Annotated in this window: 13 protein-coding genes and 1 pseudogene; 11 read left to right on the top strand and 3 right to left on the bottom strand. The window is 63.8% G+C overall.

Translation table 11 applies throughout. From position 1 onward, the window contains the following. The first annotated feature begins 91 nt into the window (after nucleotides 1-91). Nucleotides 92-1,402, top strand: coding sequence for an ABC transporter substrate-binding protein (locus AU252_RS14435; protein ID WP_058932964.1), 1,311 nt, complete (start codon nucleotides 92-94; stop codon nucleotides 1,400-1,402). Here the strand turns inward: AU252_RS14435 and AU252_RS23890 are convergent. Then, nucleotides 1,387-1,539, bottom strand: a complete 153-nt coding sequence (locus AU252_RS23890) for a hypothetical protein (RefSeq protein WP_157768988.1) — start codon at nucleotides 1,537-1,539, stop codon at nucleotides 1,387-1,389. The two genes, AU252_RS14435 and AU252_RS23890, sit on opposite strands and share 16 nt — an antisense overlap. On the opposite strand from AU252_RS23890, the gene AU252_RS14430 reads away from it, so the two are divergent. The 3 genes from AU252_RS14430 (at nucleotide 1,538) to AU252_RS14420 (ending at nucleotide 4,270) form a co-directional block, all read left to right on the top strand. Continuing rightward, nucleotides 1,538-2,509: a carbohydrate ABC transporter permease gene (locus AU252_RS14430; RefSeq protein ID WP_058931316.1), complete on the top strand. Its 972-nt coding sequence runs from the start codon at nucleotides 1,538-1,540 to the stop codon at nucleotides 2,507-2,509. The two genes, AU252_RS23890 and AU252_RS14430, sit on opposite strands and share 2 nt — an antisense overlap. Further along, nucleotides 2,506-3,420 carry a carbohydrate ABC transporter permease gene (locus AU252_RS14425; RefSeq protein WP_058931315.1) on the top strand — a complete coding sequence of 305 codons (915 nt, stop codon included), beginning with the start codon at nucleotides 2,506-2,508 and terminating at the stop codon, nucleotides 3,418-3,420. The genes AU252_RS14430 and AU252_RS14425 overlap by 4 nt, the downstream gene beginning before the upstream one ends. A gap of 61 nt (nucleotides 3,421-3,481) precedes the next feature. Then, a complete protein-coding gene (locus AU252_RS14420; protein WP_058931314.1) occupies nucleotides 3,482-4,270 on the top strand; it encodes a DeoR/GlpR family DNA-binding transcription regulator in 789 nt (262 codons plus the stop codon). Here AU252_RS14420 and AU252_RS14415 read toward each other — a convergent pair. Further along, nucleotides 4,267-5,286, bottom strand: coding sequence for a LacI family DNA-binding transcriptional regulator (locus AU252_RS14415; protein WP_058932963.1), 1,020 nt, complete (start codon nucleotides 5,284-5,286; stop codon nucleotides 4,267-4,269). The genes AU252_RS14420 and AU252_RS14415 overlap by 4 nt on opposite strands. Before the next feature lie 17 nt (nucleotides 5,287-5,303). After that, nucleotides 5,304-6,503: a Gfo/Idh/MocA family protein gene (locus AU252_RS14410; RefSeq protein WP_058931313.1), complete on the bottom strand. Its 1,200-nt coding sequence runs from the start codon at nucleotides 6,501-6,503 to the stop codon at nucleotides 5,304-5,306. 210 nt (nucleotides 6,504-6,713) lie between these two features. Between AU252_RS14410 and AU252_RS14405 the strand changes: the two genes are divergently transcribed. The 7 genes and pseudogenes from AU252_RS14405 to aroQ all read left to right on the top strand — a co-directional run bounded on the left by AU252_RS14405 (nucleotide 6,714) and on the right by aroQ (nucleotide 14,289). Further along, nucleotides 6,714-7,655 carry a carbohydrate ABC transporter permease gene (locus tag AU252_RS14405; protein ID WP_058931312.1) on the top strand — a complete coding sequence of 314 codons (942 nt, stop codon included), beginning with the start codon at nucleotides 6,714-6,716 and terminating at the stop codon, nucleotides 7,653-7,655. Between the two features lie 10 nt (nucleotides 7,656-7,665). Then, nucleotides 7,666-8,592 (top strand): carbohydrate ABC transporter permease, encoded by a 927-nt coding sequence (locus AU252_RS14400; protein ID WP_058931311.1) that lies wholly within the window; start codon nucleotides 7,666-7,668, stop codon nucleotides 8,590-8,592. A 48-nt stretch (nucleotides 8,593-8,640) separates the two neighbouring features. Next, nucleotides 8,641-9,984 carry an ABC transporter substrate-binding protein gene (locus tag AU252_RS14395; RefSeq protein WP_058931310.1) on the top strand — a complete coding sequence of 448 codons (1,344 nt, stop codon included), beginning with the start codon at nucleotides 8,641-8,643 and terminating at the stop codon, nucleotides 9,982-9,984. Between the two features lie 100 nt (nucleotides 9,985-10,084). Then, nucleotides 10,085-12,265 (top strand): alpha-galactosidase, encoded by a 2,181-nt coding sequence (locus AU252_RS14390; RefSeq protein WP_058931309.1) that lies wholly within the window; start codon nucleotides 10,085-10,087, stop codon nucleotides 12,263-12,265. Nucleotides 12,266-12,347: 82 nt separating this feature from the next. Then, nucleotides 12,348-13,361: a UDP-glucose 4-epimerase GalE gene (galE, locus tag AU252_RS14385; protein WP_058931308.1), complete on the top strand. Its 1,014-nt coding sequence runs from the start codon at nucleotides 12,348-12,350 to the stop codon at nucleotides 13,359-13,361. Next, nucleotides 13,345-13,572: pseudogene (locus tag AU252_RS25025) on the top strand (LacI family DNA-binding transcriptional regulator); the annotation flags it as partial. The gene galE and the pseudogene AU252_RS25025, both read left to right, overlap by 17 nt. A 258-nt stretch (nucleotides 13,573-13,830) precedes the next feature. After that, nucleotides 13,831-14,289 (top strand): type II 3-dehydroquinate dehydratase, encoded by a 459-nt coding sequence (gene aroQ / locus AU252_RS23880; RefSeq protein WP_058932962.1) that lies wholly within the window; start codon nucleotides 13,831-13,833, stop codon nucleotides 14,287-14,289. The last annotated feature ends 42 nt before the right edge of the window (nucleotides 14,290-14,331 follow it).

Raw genomic sequence — 14,331 nt, 5'->3', positions numbered from 1 at the left:
ATTTGCCGTTCTTCCATGTTCTATTTTGAGAGGTTATAGTCAGACGCAATGTGAGGTGTCTCACATGCAGCTATTTTTCAAGGGAGAGAACATGGCTTCACAGTTTGATGCGTCGGCAACTGCTTTTCCCAGCAGGCGGAGCATCCTCAAGACCGTCGGCGTCGGCGCGGCAGGCCTGGCCGGCATTCCGTTCCTCGCAGCATGTACGGGCGGAACTGCGCCCTCCGCCTCGGGTTCCGATTCCCCCGGCCTTACCTTCGGTTCCGGGTCCTCCGATGACGTCCCCAAGCGGGCGTACCAGGCTGTCACCGACGCCTTCACGGCCAAGACCGGCAAGAAAGTCACCACGAACGTGGTGCCCCACAATGATTTCCAGAACAAGATCAACTCCTACCTGCAGGGCTCTCCGGACGATACGTTCACCTGGTTCGCTGGCTACCGCATGCAGTACTACGCAGGCAAGGGGCTCCTTGCGCCCATCGATGACGTCTGGGAAACCATCGGCGGCAACTACTCCGATGCGCTGAAGAAAGCCTCCACCGGACCGGACGGCAAGATGTACTTCGTACCTAACTACAACTACCCGTGGGGGTTCTTCTACCGGAAGAGCCTCTGGGCCGAGAAGGGGTACGAGGTGCCCGAGACCTTTGACGCCCTCAAGGCTCTCGCCACGAAGATGCAGGCAGATGGCATCATTCCTATCGGCTTCGCCGACAAGGACGGCTGGCCGGCCATGGGCACCTTCGACTACATGAACATGCGGCTCAACGGCTACCAGTTCCACGTGGATCTGTGCGCACACAAGGAATCCTGGGACCAGCAAAAGGTCAGCGCGGTCTTTGACACGTGGGCAGCGCTCCTGCCTTTCCAGGATCCGGGAGCCCTCGGCCAGACCTGGCAGGACGCCGCCAAGGCGCTGGAAGCCAAGAAGACCGGCATGTACCTGTTGGGTTCCTTCGTCACCCAGCAGTTCACCGACCCGGCGGTACTGGCGGACATCGATTTCTTCGCCTTCCCGGAGATCGCCATGGAAGGCCGTGACGCCGTCGAAGCCCCCATCGACGGCCTCCTGCTGTCCAAGAAGGGCGGGGAGAACAAGGCGGCGCGCGACTTCATGGCCTTCCTCGGCACCGCCGAGGCCCAGGACGCCTACGCCGCCGTGGATGCGTCCAACATCGCCGCCGCCAAAGGCACGGACACCTCCAAGTTCAGCCCGCTTAACAAGAAGTGTGCGGACACCATCGCGGACGCGAAGTACATCAGCCAGTTCTTTGACCGCGACGCCCTGCCGGCCATGGCCAACAACGTCATGATCCCGGCCCTGCAGAGCTTCATCAAGGACGGCAAAATGGACGTCAAAAACCTTGAGGCCCAGGCCAAGTCGCTCTACGCCGCGCAGTAGTTCCAGGGCAGCACCTCCAGCCCTGTCAGCGCCGTTTTCAGAGGCGACCAGCCAGGAACGGAACGACGACGGCGGCGCAGAATCCCGCCGTCGTCATTCCCTTCCAGCGTCCCCACCAATAGAGGGAAGACTTCCATGAGCAGCACTGCACAAGAACTGATACCGCCGGAAGCGCGGGAACCCGGCGGGGGCCGTATCCCGCGGGCCAGAGGCGGGCGGGTCCGCCGCCTGACCGGGCGGGACAAGGTGGTCCTGTCGCTGATGGTGGGGATCCCCACCCTGATCGAACTGGCCCTGGTGTGGCTGCCGACGCTGATGTCCGTGGGGCTCAGCTTCACCCGGTGGAACGGCCTGGACCTGGCCGACATACGCCCCGCCGGCACGGCGAACTACCAGTACATCACGCAGGACTACCCGCCCTTTTGGCCGGCGGTGCAGCACAACCTGCTGTGGCTCCTGTTCCTGGCCCTGATTGCCACACCGCTGGGGCTGCTGCTCGCCGTACTGCTGGACCAGAACATCAGGGGCAGCAAGATCTACCAGAGCATCTTCTTCGCACCCGTGATGTTGTCACTGGCCCTGATCGGCATCATCTGGCAGCTCTTCTACCAGCGCGACAACGGACTCCTGAACTTCCTCCTTGGCACCGCAGGGACACCACAGGCCGTTGACTGGTTCGGGGACTCCTCCGTGAACATCTGGGCCGCCATGATCGCAGCCACGTGGCGGCATGCCGGCTATGTCATGCTCCTGTACCTGGCCGGACTGAAAGGCGTGGACCCGACCCTGAAGGAAGCAGCCGCCATCGACGGAGCCAATGCCGTGCAGACCTTCTTCCGTGTGGTGTTCCCGGCCATGCGCCCCATCAATATCGTCATCGTGGTGATCACCATCATCGAATCGTTGCGCGCCTTTGACGTGGTCTACGTCATTAACCGCGGAACCAACGGCCTGGAAATGCTCAGCGCCCTGGTGATCCAGAACCTCGTGGGCGAAGGCCAGGTGATCGGCGTCGGCTCTGCCCTGGCAGTGGTGCTGCTGGTCATTTCCCTCGTCCCCATCGTCTTCTACCTCAGCCGGACCTTTGGCAAGGAGAACAGAGCATGAGCACCACCACAGCCCGCGCCGGCCGTACGCCCACCGCAGCGGCGCCACGCTCCGGCAACAGGCCCAAACGCCACTACGGAACACACATCTTCCTCACGGTCATGGCCGTCATGTGGCTGATCCCGCTGGGCTGGTCCCTCTTCACCGCCCTCAGGCCGGTGGCGTCAACGAACGAGCACGGCTATTTCAGCCTCGCCGGCGCATTCAACTTCGACAACTTCGTCCAGGCCTGGACCCAGGGCGGGTTTTCCACGTACTTCTGGAACTCAGTCATCATCACCGTCCCGGCCGTGCTCCTGACCCTGTTCCTCGCCTCCCTCATGGCCTTCGCCGTCAGCCGGGTCAGCTGGAAGTTCAACATCACGCTGCTCATCATGTTTACCGCCGGCAACCTTCTTCCCCCACAGGTCCTTGCCGCCCCGCTGTTCGAGATGGCAAAGCACTTCGAAGTGCCGTACTCTTTCAGCGATTCCGGCAACATGCTGAACACCTACATCATCGTGATCGCGGTCAATATCGCTTTCCAGATGGGTTTCTGCACGTTCGTGCTGTCCAACTACATGAAAGCGCTCTCCGCGGACCTGACCGAGGCCGCCCTGGTGGACGGGGCCGGCATCTGGCGGCAGTACCGGGAAATCATCATGCCACTCTGCCGTCCGGCGTTCGCCGCCCTCGGCACGCTCCAGGTCATCTTCATCTACAACGACTACTTCTGGCCCCTCATCTTTATCCAGAGCGGCAACCGGCTTCCGATCACCACGGCCATCAACAACCTGCAGGGCGAATTCCTGAACAACTACAACCTCCTGGCCGCCGGTGCAGTCATCACTGTCATTCCCACGCTGGTGATCTACGTGCTCCTGCAGCGGCAGTTTGTTGCGGGGCTGACTCTTGGTTCCAGCAAGGGGTAGACCATCATGGAACGGGACGGGCGATATCGCTCCCCCGTCCCCCCTGCACGAAAGGAACTCCATGCTCCCCGCAGCACGCCACCAGGCAATCGTGGACGCCGTCCAGCGCGAACGGGTTGTCCGCGTCTCGGACCTCGCCCAACAACTGGGTGTTTCGCTGATGACTGTCCGCCGGGATATCGAGCTGCTGGAGGAGGGGGGCAAGCTGGAGCGTATCCACGGTGGCGCCAAGCTCCCCGGCGATGCGAGCACACACGAACCCGGCTTTGAACTGAAGTCCACGCAGCTGACAGCGGAGAAGCGTGCCATTGCTGTTGAAGCGGCCGCGCTGGTCCACGAGGGGATGGCGGTGGGTTTGAGTGCCGGGACCACAACGTGGGCGCTCGCCAAGGAACTGGTTAATGGCCCACAAATTACAGTGGTCACCAACTCGGTGCGCATCGCTGACCTGTTCCACCATGCTGCGGCAACGGGCCCTGCCCGCTACAGCTCCACGGTGATCCTGATCGGCGGCCAGCGCACGCCGTCGGACGCACTGGTTGGCCCCATCGCCACAAGCGCACTGAAGCAGTTGCACCTGGACGTGCTGTTCCTTGGCGTTCACGGCATGGAAGCCGTCGCCGGTTTCACCACGCCCAACCTGCTTGAGGCCGAAACGAACCGGGCTTTTGTGGCCGCAGCGCGGAAAACTGTTGTGCTGGCGGACCACACCAAATGGGGGGTGCTGGGCATCAGTTCCATTGCGTCACTGGACGAGGTGGACGAGGTCATCAGTGATGCCGGGCTGGGTCCGGAGGCGCGGCGTGTCCTGCAGGAGAAGGTTGGCAGGCTTCGGCTCGCTGCAGCCTAGGGGCAGCCGCAGGACTGCCGGATCTGTAAATCGGCAGGAAAGATGAGGTGTTCCGATTCGCGGCCGCGATGGGCGCCTATGAGGGCGCTGACAGCGGCCTCCGCCATTGCCTTTGCCGGCTGTTTCACTGTTGTGAGGGGAGGCCAGCTGTACTCCGCTTCAGCTGAGCCATCGAAGGACGCGAGGGCGATGTCATTGGGGATCGACAGTCCGGCCTCGTGGAGCGCCCGGAGGATTCCCACAGCCTGCAGGTCAGAGGTGGCAAAAATGGCCGTCGGACGGCTCGCGGCGGCCAGAAGGCGTTTCCCTGCGGCGTAGCCGCCTTCCCGGGTGAAGGGGGTACGGACAATGGGGCCTTCAGGCAGGCCCGCCCCGGCCAGAGCCTGCAGCCAGCCCTCTTCACGGCCGTCATAATAGTTGCCGGTGTTCGTACCCATGGCAAGGGCGATGTTGGTGTGTCCGTGGCCGATCAAGTGTTCAACGGCTGACTTTGCGCCCGCCACCAGGTCCACGCCCACGCTGTTGAATCCGGGCGCATCGGCACTGTGGTTCAGGAGAACCACAGGTATCTCCGCCGATTCAAGGTCCGTCAGGCCCGGTTCCATCAAGACACTGGACAGTATGACGCCGTCCACCTGGCGTGCCGCAAGGTTGCGGACGTGCCGGAGTTCCTTCGCGAGGTTTCCATCCGAGTTGGTAAGCAGCAGGGCGTAACCCAGTTCGGCGGCAGCATCTTCCACAGCGTGTGCCAGCAGCGAGAAGAAAGGGTTGCTGTTGTCCGGAATGACCAGCCCTATTGTTTCGCTGGATCCCAGTTTCAGGGCCCGCGCGGCAGCGTTCGGACGGTACCCCAGCCGGCGGATTGCGTCCTGGACCTTCGCTTCCGTGGCCGGAGCCACTTTCTTGGGCCCGCCGTTAACTACATAGCTGACGACGGCGGTGCTGACGCCCGCGTACCGGGCAACATCCTTGCGGGTCACCGGGCCGCGTGGGGCCTGCAATGCGGGAGTCGTCATGGTGTACATGCTAGCTATCAGATCCCCGGTGCGTCGCCGAAGTCACGGATGGGAAGCCGCTCTCCGCCGCGGAGGGCGGACTGGTGCGCCACGATGCCGGGCAGCGTGAACCGGGCGGCAACCCAGGCGTTGACCGGCGGCAGGGTGCCGGTGTTGACCGCTGTCACGAAGTCATCCACCAGGAAATGGTGGCTTCCCTCGTGGCCGTTCGGTGCGCCGCGGAACTCCTCCGGAAGCCGATCAGCGTCATGTACCGGCGAGAGCCCGGAGACGAACGCATCCCTCAGTTCCGGCGCAACATTGGCCAGCGACGGGTCATCCAGGGACATCGTGGGCCGTGTTTCCAGCTGCTCGGAAATGTCGTGGACGTTTTCCTTGTCCTGCCAGACCGAGACTCTTGCGAGCTGTTCAAAGCTCGCTTCCGTCCCGAAGAACCGGAACCGGGACTCCCTGATGTGTGAGGGGTAGCCCACGCGGCGCATCTCGTTGGTCCGCATAACGCCGCCATCGTTGAGTTCAAAAAGGGCCGTAGCGTTGGAGAAGTCGTTGGCGAACATGCTGACCTCCTTGTCAAAGACGCCGTCGTTGCGGTCATCCTTGACTCCGACGCAGCTGACGCTGACGGCATGGACGGGGACAGCGCCCAGCACTCCCCCGACCGCGTGCGTCGGGTACAGCATCGGCGGGTAGCTGGCGGTTTCCTTCCAGCGGTCACCGCCGCTGTACTCATAGGCATCGTAGAAGCCCAGGTCCATGTCGTGGACGTAGTCCCCTTCGCTGTAGAAGATCCGCCCGAAGCTGCCGGCCGCGTGCTGTTTGCGTGCATAGACGGTGGCAGGGTTGTAGTAGCTGGTCTCGCCCATCATGTAGACCAGGCCGGATTCGCGGACAGCGCTGATGATCCGGGCGATTTCCTCCTCGGAGATGGCCATGGGGACGGCTGAGTAGACGTGCTTGCCGGCGCGGAGCGCCTGCTCTACCAGCGGACCGTGTGTCCAGCGTTGCGTGAAGATGGCCACGGCGTCGACGTCGGAGGCGAGGAGGTCTTCGAAGCTCGCCTCCGAACCCGCCAGGTGATACCGGTCCACGGCCTCGGCGGCACGCTCCGGAAGCTCATCCACTACATAGACGGCACTGACGCCGGGGTGGAGATTGAAGAGGTGCGCGAACTGGCCGCCGAACTGGCCAACCCCTACTACGCCGATTGAAAACGTCATTGTCTCTCTTTCCGTGGGTGCCGTGAAGCGCCGGGCAAGCGCTGTCCATCAGGTTCCCAGTGTTTCACCCAGATCTACTCGAGTCAATGCCCTAGCGACTGGATAAATCCCTCTAAAAATAAAAGAAAATTAAACACTTGCCACTCCTAATCTACTCGTGTAGATTTCTCACCAGTTGTTATCCACATCACAGTCAGGAAAGGGTCGACGATGACCACCCTTGCCAAACCAGCGAGATCCGCCCCGCCCCAGCCGGGAGCCCCCAAGCCGCGCGGCGGTTACCGCCGGCTCGGCGACCTCAAGATCGCCCTGTTCTTCATCGCCCCGGCCATGATCGGGTTCATCTTCTTCTACGTTGTCCCAACCATCCGCGGCGTGTACTTGAGCTTCACGGAGTACAACATCCTCGGAGACCCCACTTGGGTGGGGATGGACAACTACACAGCGATCGCCAAGGACCCGCTGTTCTGGAATTCCCTGGCCGTCACCGGCCAGTACGTCCTCATCAACATCGTCCTCCAGACAGCCCTGGCACTGGGACTGGCCCTCCTGATGCACCAGGTCGCCAAGTCCACGCTCATCCGCGGCGCCCTACTCCTGCCCTACCTGATGTCCAACGTCATCGCGGCGCTGCTCTGGTTCTGGATGCTCGATTATCAGATCGGCGTGGTCAACCAGTTCATCGAATGGGCCGGCCTCCCCCGCGTCGCGTTCTTCGGCAGCGAAGAGTGGGCCATCCCCACCCAGGCAGTCATCAACACCTGGCGGCACATGGGCTACACCGCCCTGCTCATCTTCGCGGGCCTGCAGGCTATCCCCGGCAACATCTATGAGGTCGCAAAACTCGACGGCGCCTCAGCGTTCCAGACCTTCCGCAAGATCACCATTCCGCTGCTCCGCCCGGTCCTGGTGCTGGTCCTCGTGGTGACCGTGATCGGATCCTTCCAGGTCTTCGACACCGTGGCCGTCACCACCCAGGGCGGACCGGTGAACGCCACCCGCGTGATCCAGTACTACATCTACCAGCGGGCCTTCACCGAGTCGGACTTCGGTTACGGATCCGCCATCGCCGTCATTCTCTTCCTCATCCTCGCCCTGGTGGCCTTCATCCAGATGAAGTTCCTCAAGGGCAACGAGTCGGACCTGGACTAAGGAGTCCCCCATGACATCCACCACCAGCCGCGCACCGCAGCAGGCCCCGGCCCGCCGTCGTCGTCCGTTCAACACCCGCCGCGCAGGTGCCTGGGCCCTCCTGGTCCTCGCCATCGCCGTCTCCGTCCTCCCGTTCCTTTGGGTGCTGCGGACGGCGCTGTCCACCAATTCGGCACTGGCCGCCAACTCAGCCAGCCTGCTTCCCGCCGATTTCACGTTCGGTGCCTTTATGCGGGTGTTCGGGCTGCAGAGCCCCGCGGACGCCATCGCCGAGGGCGGTTCCGGTGCCACCATCGATTTCTGGCTGTACCTGAAGAACTCCATCATCTTCTCGTCCATCACCACCGCCGGGGCCGTGTTCTTCAGCGCCATGGCCGCCTACGCCTTTGCACGGCTGCGCTGGAGGGGCCGGAACGCGGTGTTCAGCCTGTTCCTGGGCACCATGCTGGTCCCGCCGATCTTCACGGCACTGCCCAACTTCCTGCTGATCAAGAACCTGGACCTGCTCAACACAATGCTCGGCATGGTCCTGCCATACGTCTTTATGACGCCGTTCGCCATCTTCTTCCTCCGCCAGTTCTTCCTGAACATGTCCCGCGAGGTCGAAGAAGCCGCCATGCTCGACGGCGCCAAGCACCTCCGCATCTTCTTCCAGATTGTGCTTCCCAACGCCGCAGCCCCCATCGCCACCCTTGCCCTGCTCACCTTCATCGGCCAGTGGAATGAATACTTCTGGCCGCTGCTCGTCGGGTCCCAGGACGATGTGCGCGTCCTCCAGGTAGGCCTCGGGGTCTTCAAATCCCAGGCACCCCAGGGTTCCCCGGACTGGTCCGGCCTGATGGCCGCGACCCTGGTTTCGGCCCTGCCCGTCCTGATCCTCTTCGCGGCCTTCGGCAAGAAGATCGTCAACTCCATCGGCTTCTCCGGCATCAAGTAACCACCCCCAAAAACCCCACTCCCCAACTCCCAAACGGAAAGTAGAACCATGAAGAAATCCCTCGGCGCCGTCGCCGTCGCCGCAGTTATGGCACTGTCCCTGTCCGCCTGTGGCGGAGGCTCGTCCTCCTCGGCAGAGTCAGCCAAGGGCGAGATCAACTACTGGCTGTGGGACGCCAACCAGTTGCCCGCCTACCAGCAGTGTGCCGACGACTTCGCGAAGGCCAACCCGGACATCTCGGTCAAGATCACCCAGCGCGGGTGGGACGACTACTGGAGCACGCTGACCAACGGCTTTGTCGGCGGCACTGCCCCGGACGTTTTCACCAACCACCTCGGACGCTACGGCGAGCTCGCAGAGAACAAGCAGTTGCTGGCCATCGACGACGCCGTCAAGAAGGACAACATTGACCTGACCCAGTACAACGAGGGCCTCGCGGACCTCTGGGTTGGCCAGGACGGCAAGCGCTACGGCCTGCCGAAAGACTGGGACACCATCGGCCTGTTCTACAACGAGGCCATGCTCGCCAGCGGCGGCGTCACCGAAGAGCAGATGAAGAACCTCACCTGGAACCCCCAGGACGGCGGCACGTACGAACAGGTCATCGCCCACCTGAGCGTTGACAAGAACGGCAAGCGCGGCGACGAGGCCGGCTTCGACAAGAACAACGTCGCCGTCTATGGCCTAGGCCTCAACGGCGGCGGCGACTCCTCCGGGCAGACGGAGTGGAGCTACCTCACCAACACCACCGGCTGGTCCCACACGGACAAGAACCCGTGGGGCACGCACTACAACTACGACGACCCCAAGTTCCAGGAAAGCATGGACTGGTTCGCCGGACTCGTGGAAAAGGGCTACATGCCCAAGCTGGAGACCACCGTCGGCGCCAGCATGGCCGACACGTTCGCGGCCGGTAAGTCCGCCATCAATGCCCACGGTTCGTGGATGACCGGCCAGTACACCGGCTACCAGGGCATCGATGTGGGCATCGCCCCCACCCCGGTGGGCCCCGAAGGCAAGCGTGCCTCCATGTTCAACGGCCTGGCCGACTCGATCTGGGCCGGAACCAAGAAGAAGGACGCCTCGATCAAGTGGGTTGAGTACCTCGCCTCCGCTGACTGCCAGGACGTCGTAGCGTCCAAGGCCGTCGTCTTCCCCGCGCTCAAGGCTTCCTCCGACAAGGCTGCCGCGGCCTTCGCCGCCAAGAACGTGGACGTCTCCGCGTTCACCGAGCACGTCAAGAACAAGAGCACGTTCCTGTACCCGATCACGGACAACACCGCCAAGGTCAAGGGCATCATGGAGCCCGCCATGGACGCAGTAGTGTCCGGCAAGGTCCCCGCCAGCTCCCTGACCCAGGCCAACGAACAGGTCAACGCCCTCTTCAAGTAGGCCGCAAGCTCTACCGGCTGCGCGCCGCGGGCGTTGTGTTCCCGCGGCGCGCAGCCTCTTTTCATACTCCTAAAAAACTCGCAGAAGGATAGCATTATCTATGGATACCCTCCACCTCCGTTCCGCCGGCACCAGCCTGGTGATGAGCTTTGACAGCGGGGAGGCCGAGGTCATCCACTGGGGCGCGGATCTTGGCAGCACCTTGCCGGACCTCGCCATTCTCGGTGAACCGGTCCCCCACTCCGCCATCGACGCCACTGTGCCCGCCGGCCTCCTGCCGCAGGCATCGTCCAGCTGGCGTGGCCGTCCCGCCCTCCGCGGCCACCGCCTCGCCGACGGCGTCTCCGGCCTTGACTTCTCGGCCCGCCTCCGCGTCGTGACAGTGAACGCCGAGGGCAACTCCGCGGTCATCGTCCAGGCCGATTCCGACGCGGGCCTCACCGTCTCGTCCTCTCTGGCACTGCACGACGGCGGCCTGCTGGAGCTGCGGCACACCGTCACCAATGACGGCAGCACCCCTTACCAGCTCGATGAACTGGCGACCGTTCTCCCGGTGGCGCCGGACGCCGTCGAGCTCCTTGACCTGACCGGGCGCTGGTGCCGGGAACGCCACCCGCAGCGCCGCCCCATCCAGCAGGGCACCTGGGTCCGCACCGGACGGCATGGCCGCACCGGACACGACTCCTCGCTGCTCTTCGCCGCAGGCACCGCCGGCTTCGGCAACCGCCACGGTAAGGTCTGGGCCACGCACCTGGCCTGGAGCGGCAACCACGAACAGTTTGCGGACAGCATCGGCGACGGCCGCACCATGATCGGTGGCTCCGAACTCCTGGGCCCGGCCGAGGTCATTCTTGAGCCCGGTGCCAGCTACACCACGCCCGCCTTGTTCGCGGCCTACTCGGACCGCGGCCTGGACGGCATCAGTGAGGCGTTCTACAGCTGGTTCCGGTCCCGCCCGCACCACGTGCTCCCCGCGGGGGGCGCCGGCAAGCCCCGTCCCGTGGTGCTCAACACCTGGGAAGCAGTCTATTTCGACCACAACCTGTCAACCCTGATCGAGCTGGCTGACTCCGCCGCCGAACTGGGCGTGGAGCGTTTTGTGCTCGACGACGGCTGGTTCCGCGGGCGCCGCGATGACCACGCCGGCCTCGGCGACTGGTACGTGGACGAGTCGCTCTGGCCCGATGGCCTCACGCCGCTGATCGATGCCGTGACCTCGCGTGGGATGGAGTTCGGCCTGTGGGTGGAGCCGGAGATGGTCAACCTGGACTCCGATATCGTCCGCTCGCACCCGGAGTGGATTGTGGGTCCTTCGGTCCAGAGCTACAAGGACGGTGGCCGCCTTCCGCTTGAATGGCGGAACCAGCACGTCATCGATCTCGTGAACCCTGACGCGTGGCAGTACATCTTCGACCGCGTCGACGCCCTCTTGCGCGAAAACAACATCAGCTACCTCAAGTGGGACCAGAACCGGGACCAGTTGGAGCACGGCCATGCCGGCCGCTCCTCGGTCCACGAACAGACCCTGGCCGCCTACCGTCTTTTTGACGAACTCAAGAAGGCCCACCCCGGCGTCGAGATTGAAAGCTGCTCCTCCGGCGGCGCCCGCGTGGACCTGGGCATCCTGGAGCGCACGGACCGGATCTGGGCCTCGGACTGCAACGACGCCCTGGAACGGCAGACCATCCAGCGCTGGACCGGGCTGGTGGTCCCGCCGGAGCTCGTGGGCGGGCACGTCGGCCCCACCACCTCGCACACCACGGCCCGCACGCACGATCTGTCCTTCCGCGCCATCACCGCGCTGTTCGGCCACTTCGGCATGGAGTGGGATGTCCGCGGGGTCCAGGGCGCCGAGCGCGAGGAACTCAAACGCTTCATCGCCCTCTACAAGGAACACCGCGGCCTGATCCACTCCGGACGCATGGTCCGCGCGGACGTCGCGGACACTTCCCTCATGCTCCACGGCGTGGTAGCCGACGCAGAATCTCTTAAAGGCACGACGGCGGCGCTGTTTGCCCTGGTCAGTACCGGCACCTCCTTCGCCGAGCAGACCGGCCGGATCACCATCCCCGGGCTGGAGCCTGACCTTACCTACCGGGTGGAGGCCATCTTCCCGGCTCCCGGTGATGCGGACCACGGACACACGTTCACGCAGGTCAGACCCCCGGCTTGGCTTTCTAACGGTGCCGTCGCGGGCGGCCGCTTCCTGGCCGAAGTGGGCCTGCCGATGCCCAACCTCAACCCGGAACACGCCCTGGTGCTGAGGTTCACCGCCCTGTAACAACTTGAAGGCCTGCCCCGCCGTTCCCCCGCCCTCGGAGCCGGGGAACGGCGGGCAGCCTCAGGTCCGATAGAGGATGCAAATGAGAATTCTGGTCACAGGTGGCACCGGGTACATCGGTTCCCACACTGTTTTGTCCCTGCAGGAAGCCGGCCATGACGTGGTGGTGATCGACAATTTGGTGAACTCCGGCGAGGAATCCCTGTGGCGGGTTGCCGAGCTGAGCGGCAGAATCGCGGAGTTCCACTACGTTGACCTGGTGGACGAGGCCGCGGTGGAAAACGTCTTTGCCGGAAACGGGATCGACTCCGTGATCCACTTTGCCGGGCTCAAGGCCGTGGGTGAATCGGTGCAGGAGCCGTTGAAGTACTACCACAACAACCTGGTGGGCACCCTGAATCTTCTCCGGGTCATGGAACGGCACGGCGTCCGGTCCATCGTCTTCAGCTCCTCAGCCACCGTATACGGCGAACACAACCCCATCCCGTACGTGGAGAAGATGGAGATCGGGGCCAACAACCCTTACGGCCGGACCAAGGAGCAGATCGAGGACATCCTCTCGGACCTGGGAGCAGCGGATACCCGCTGGCATATCGCCCTGCTGCGCTATTTCAACCCGGTAGGCGCCCACCCTTCAGGAAGCTTCGGCGAGGACCCCCAAGGCATCCCCAACAACCTGGTGCCGTTCATCGCCCAGGTTGCCGTGGGGCGACGCGAAAAACTGATGGTCTACGGCGGCGACTACGATACCCCGGACGGAACCTGCCTGCGCGACTACATCCACGTCGTGGACCTCGCTGAAGGCCACCTAGCCGCGCTCAACCACATCGCCGACCGGTCCGGCGTCTACCGCTGGAACCTTGGCTCCGGGAAGGGCTCCTCCGTGCTGGAGGTGCTGCACTCCTTCGAAAAGGCAGTAGGCAGGCCCATCCCCTACGAGATCACCGGACGCCGCGCCGGCGACCTGCCCGCCTTCTGGGCCGACGCCACGTCAGCACTGGCCGACCTCAGCTGGTCCACCACTAAAACCGTTGACCAGATGTGCGAGGACCACTGGCGCTGGCAGAAGAACAACCCGAATGGTTACAAGATCTAGGACAGCTGGGACGGGGGCATTCATGACCAGCCCGGATTATCAAACGTCCGGACCTGCTCAGGCGCAGACTGGCCAGTCACTCCATGCCGCAGGCATCCGGGACGTGGCCGCCGCCGCCGGCGTGTCGACGGCCACCGTCTCGCGCGCTCTGCGTGGACTCCCGCGTGTCTCCGAGGCCACCCGGCAGAAAGTCATGGCTGCCGCAACCAACCTTGGCTATGTTGCTTCCGCCGCGGCATCGGAACTGGCCCGGGGACGGGGCAGCCAGTCGGCGATGACCCGGAGGCACGCACAAGTGGCGGCTATTGGCACCACAGGCACCGTGAGAAAACACACCATGAAGCCTGCGACCAGCAGTTTCATAGTGAGCTTATGGACCATCTGGCCCGCGTCATCGGAGAACGCCTTGCCAGAGCCCATTGATCGTAAGAATGCGCGGCATGCCTGCCCAGGCGCTAGATTTGCAACCATGACTGAAGCCACCACTGCTGCCGGGCGCGGCACCATCCTCGTGATCAACGGCCCCAACCTCAATCTGTTGGGCACCCGTGAGCCGGAGAAGTACGGCACCTCCACCCTCGCGGACGTGGAGCAGCTGGCAGCCACCACGGCGCAGGCCCACGGCTTCAACGTGGAATGCGTCCAGTCCAACCATGAGGGTGTGCTCCTGGACGTCATCCACGCAGCCCGTGGCACCGCCGTCGGGATTGTGCTGAACGCCGGCGCCTTCACCCACACCTCCGTGGCCCTGCGCGACGCCCTGGCAGCAGTGCAGCTTCCCGCCGTCGAGGTCCACATCACCAACGTGCACCAGCGTGAGGAATTCCGGCACCACTCGTTCCTGTCCCCCGTGTGCGCCGCGGTGATCGTGGGCGCCGGCGTCTTCGGCTACAAGCTGGCCATCGATTACCTGGCCGAAGCGCTGTAGCCCGGCGCTGTGCGGCTCAGACTCGTGTGACTCAGGCCGCCC

Source organism: Pseudarthrobacter sulfonivorans, from assembly GCF_001484605.1.
In the GTDB taxonomy this organism is placed as follows: Bacteria; Actinomycetota; Actinomycetes; order Actinomycetales; family Micrococcaceae; genus Arthrobacter; species Arthrobacter sulfonivorans_A.
This window is presented reverse-complemented; position numbering and strand designations above follow the sequence as displayed.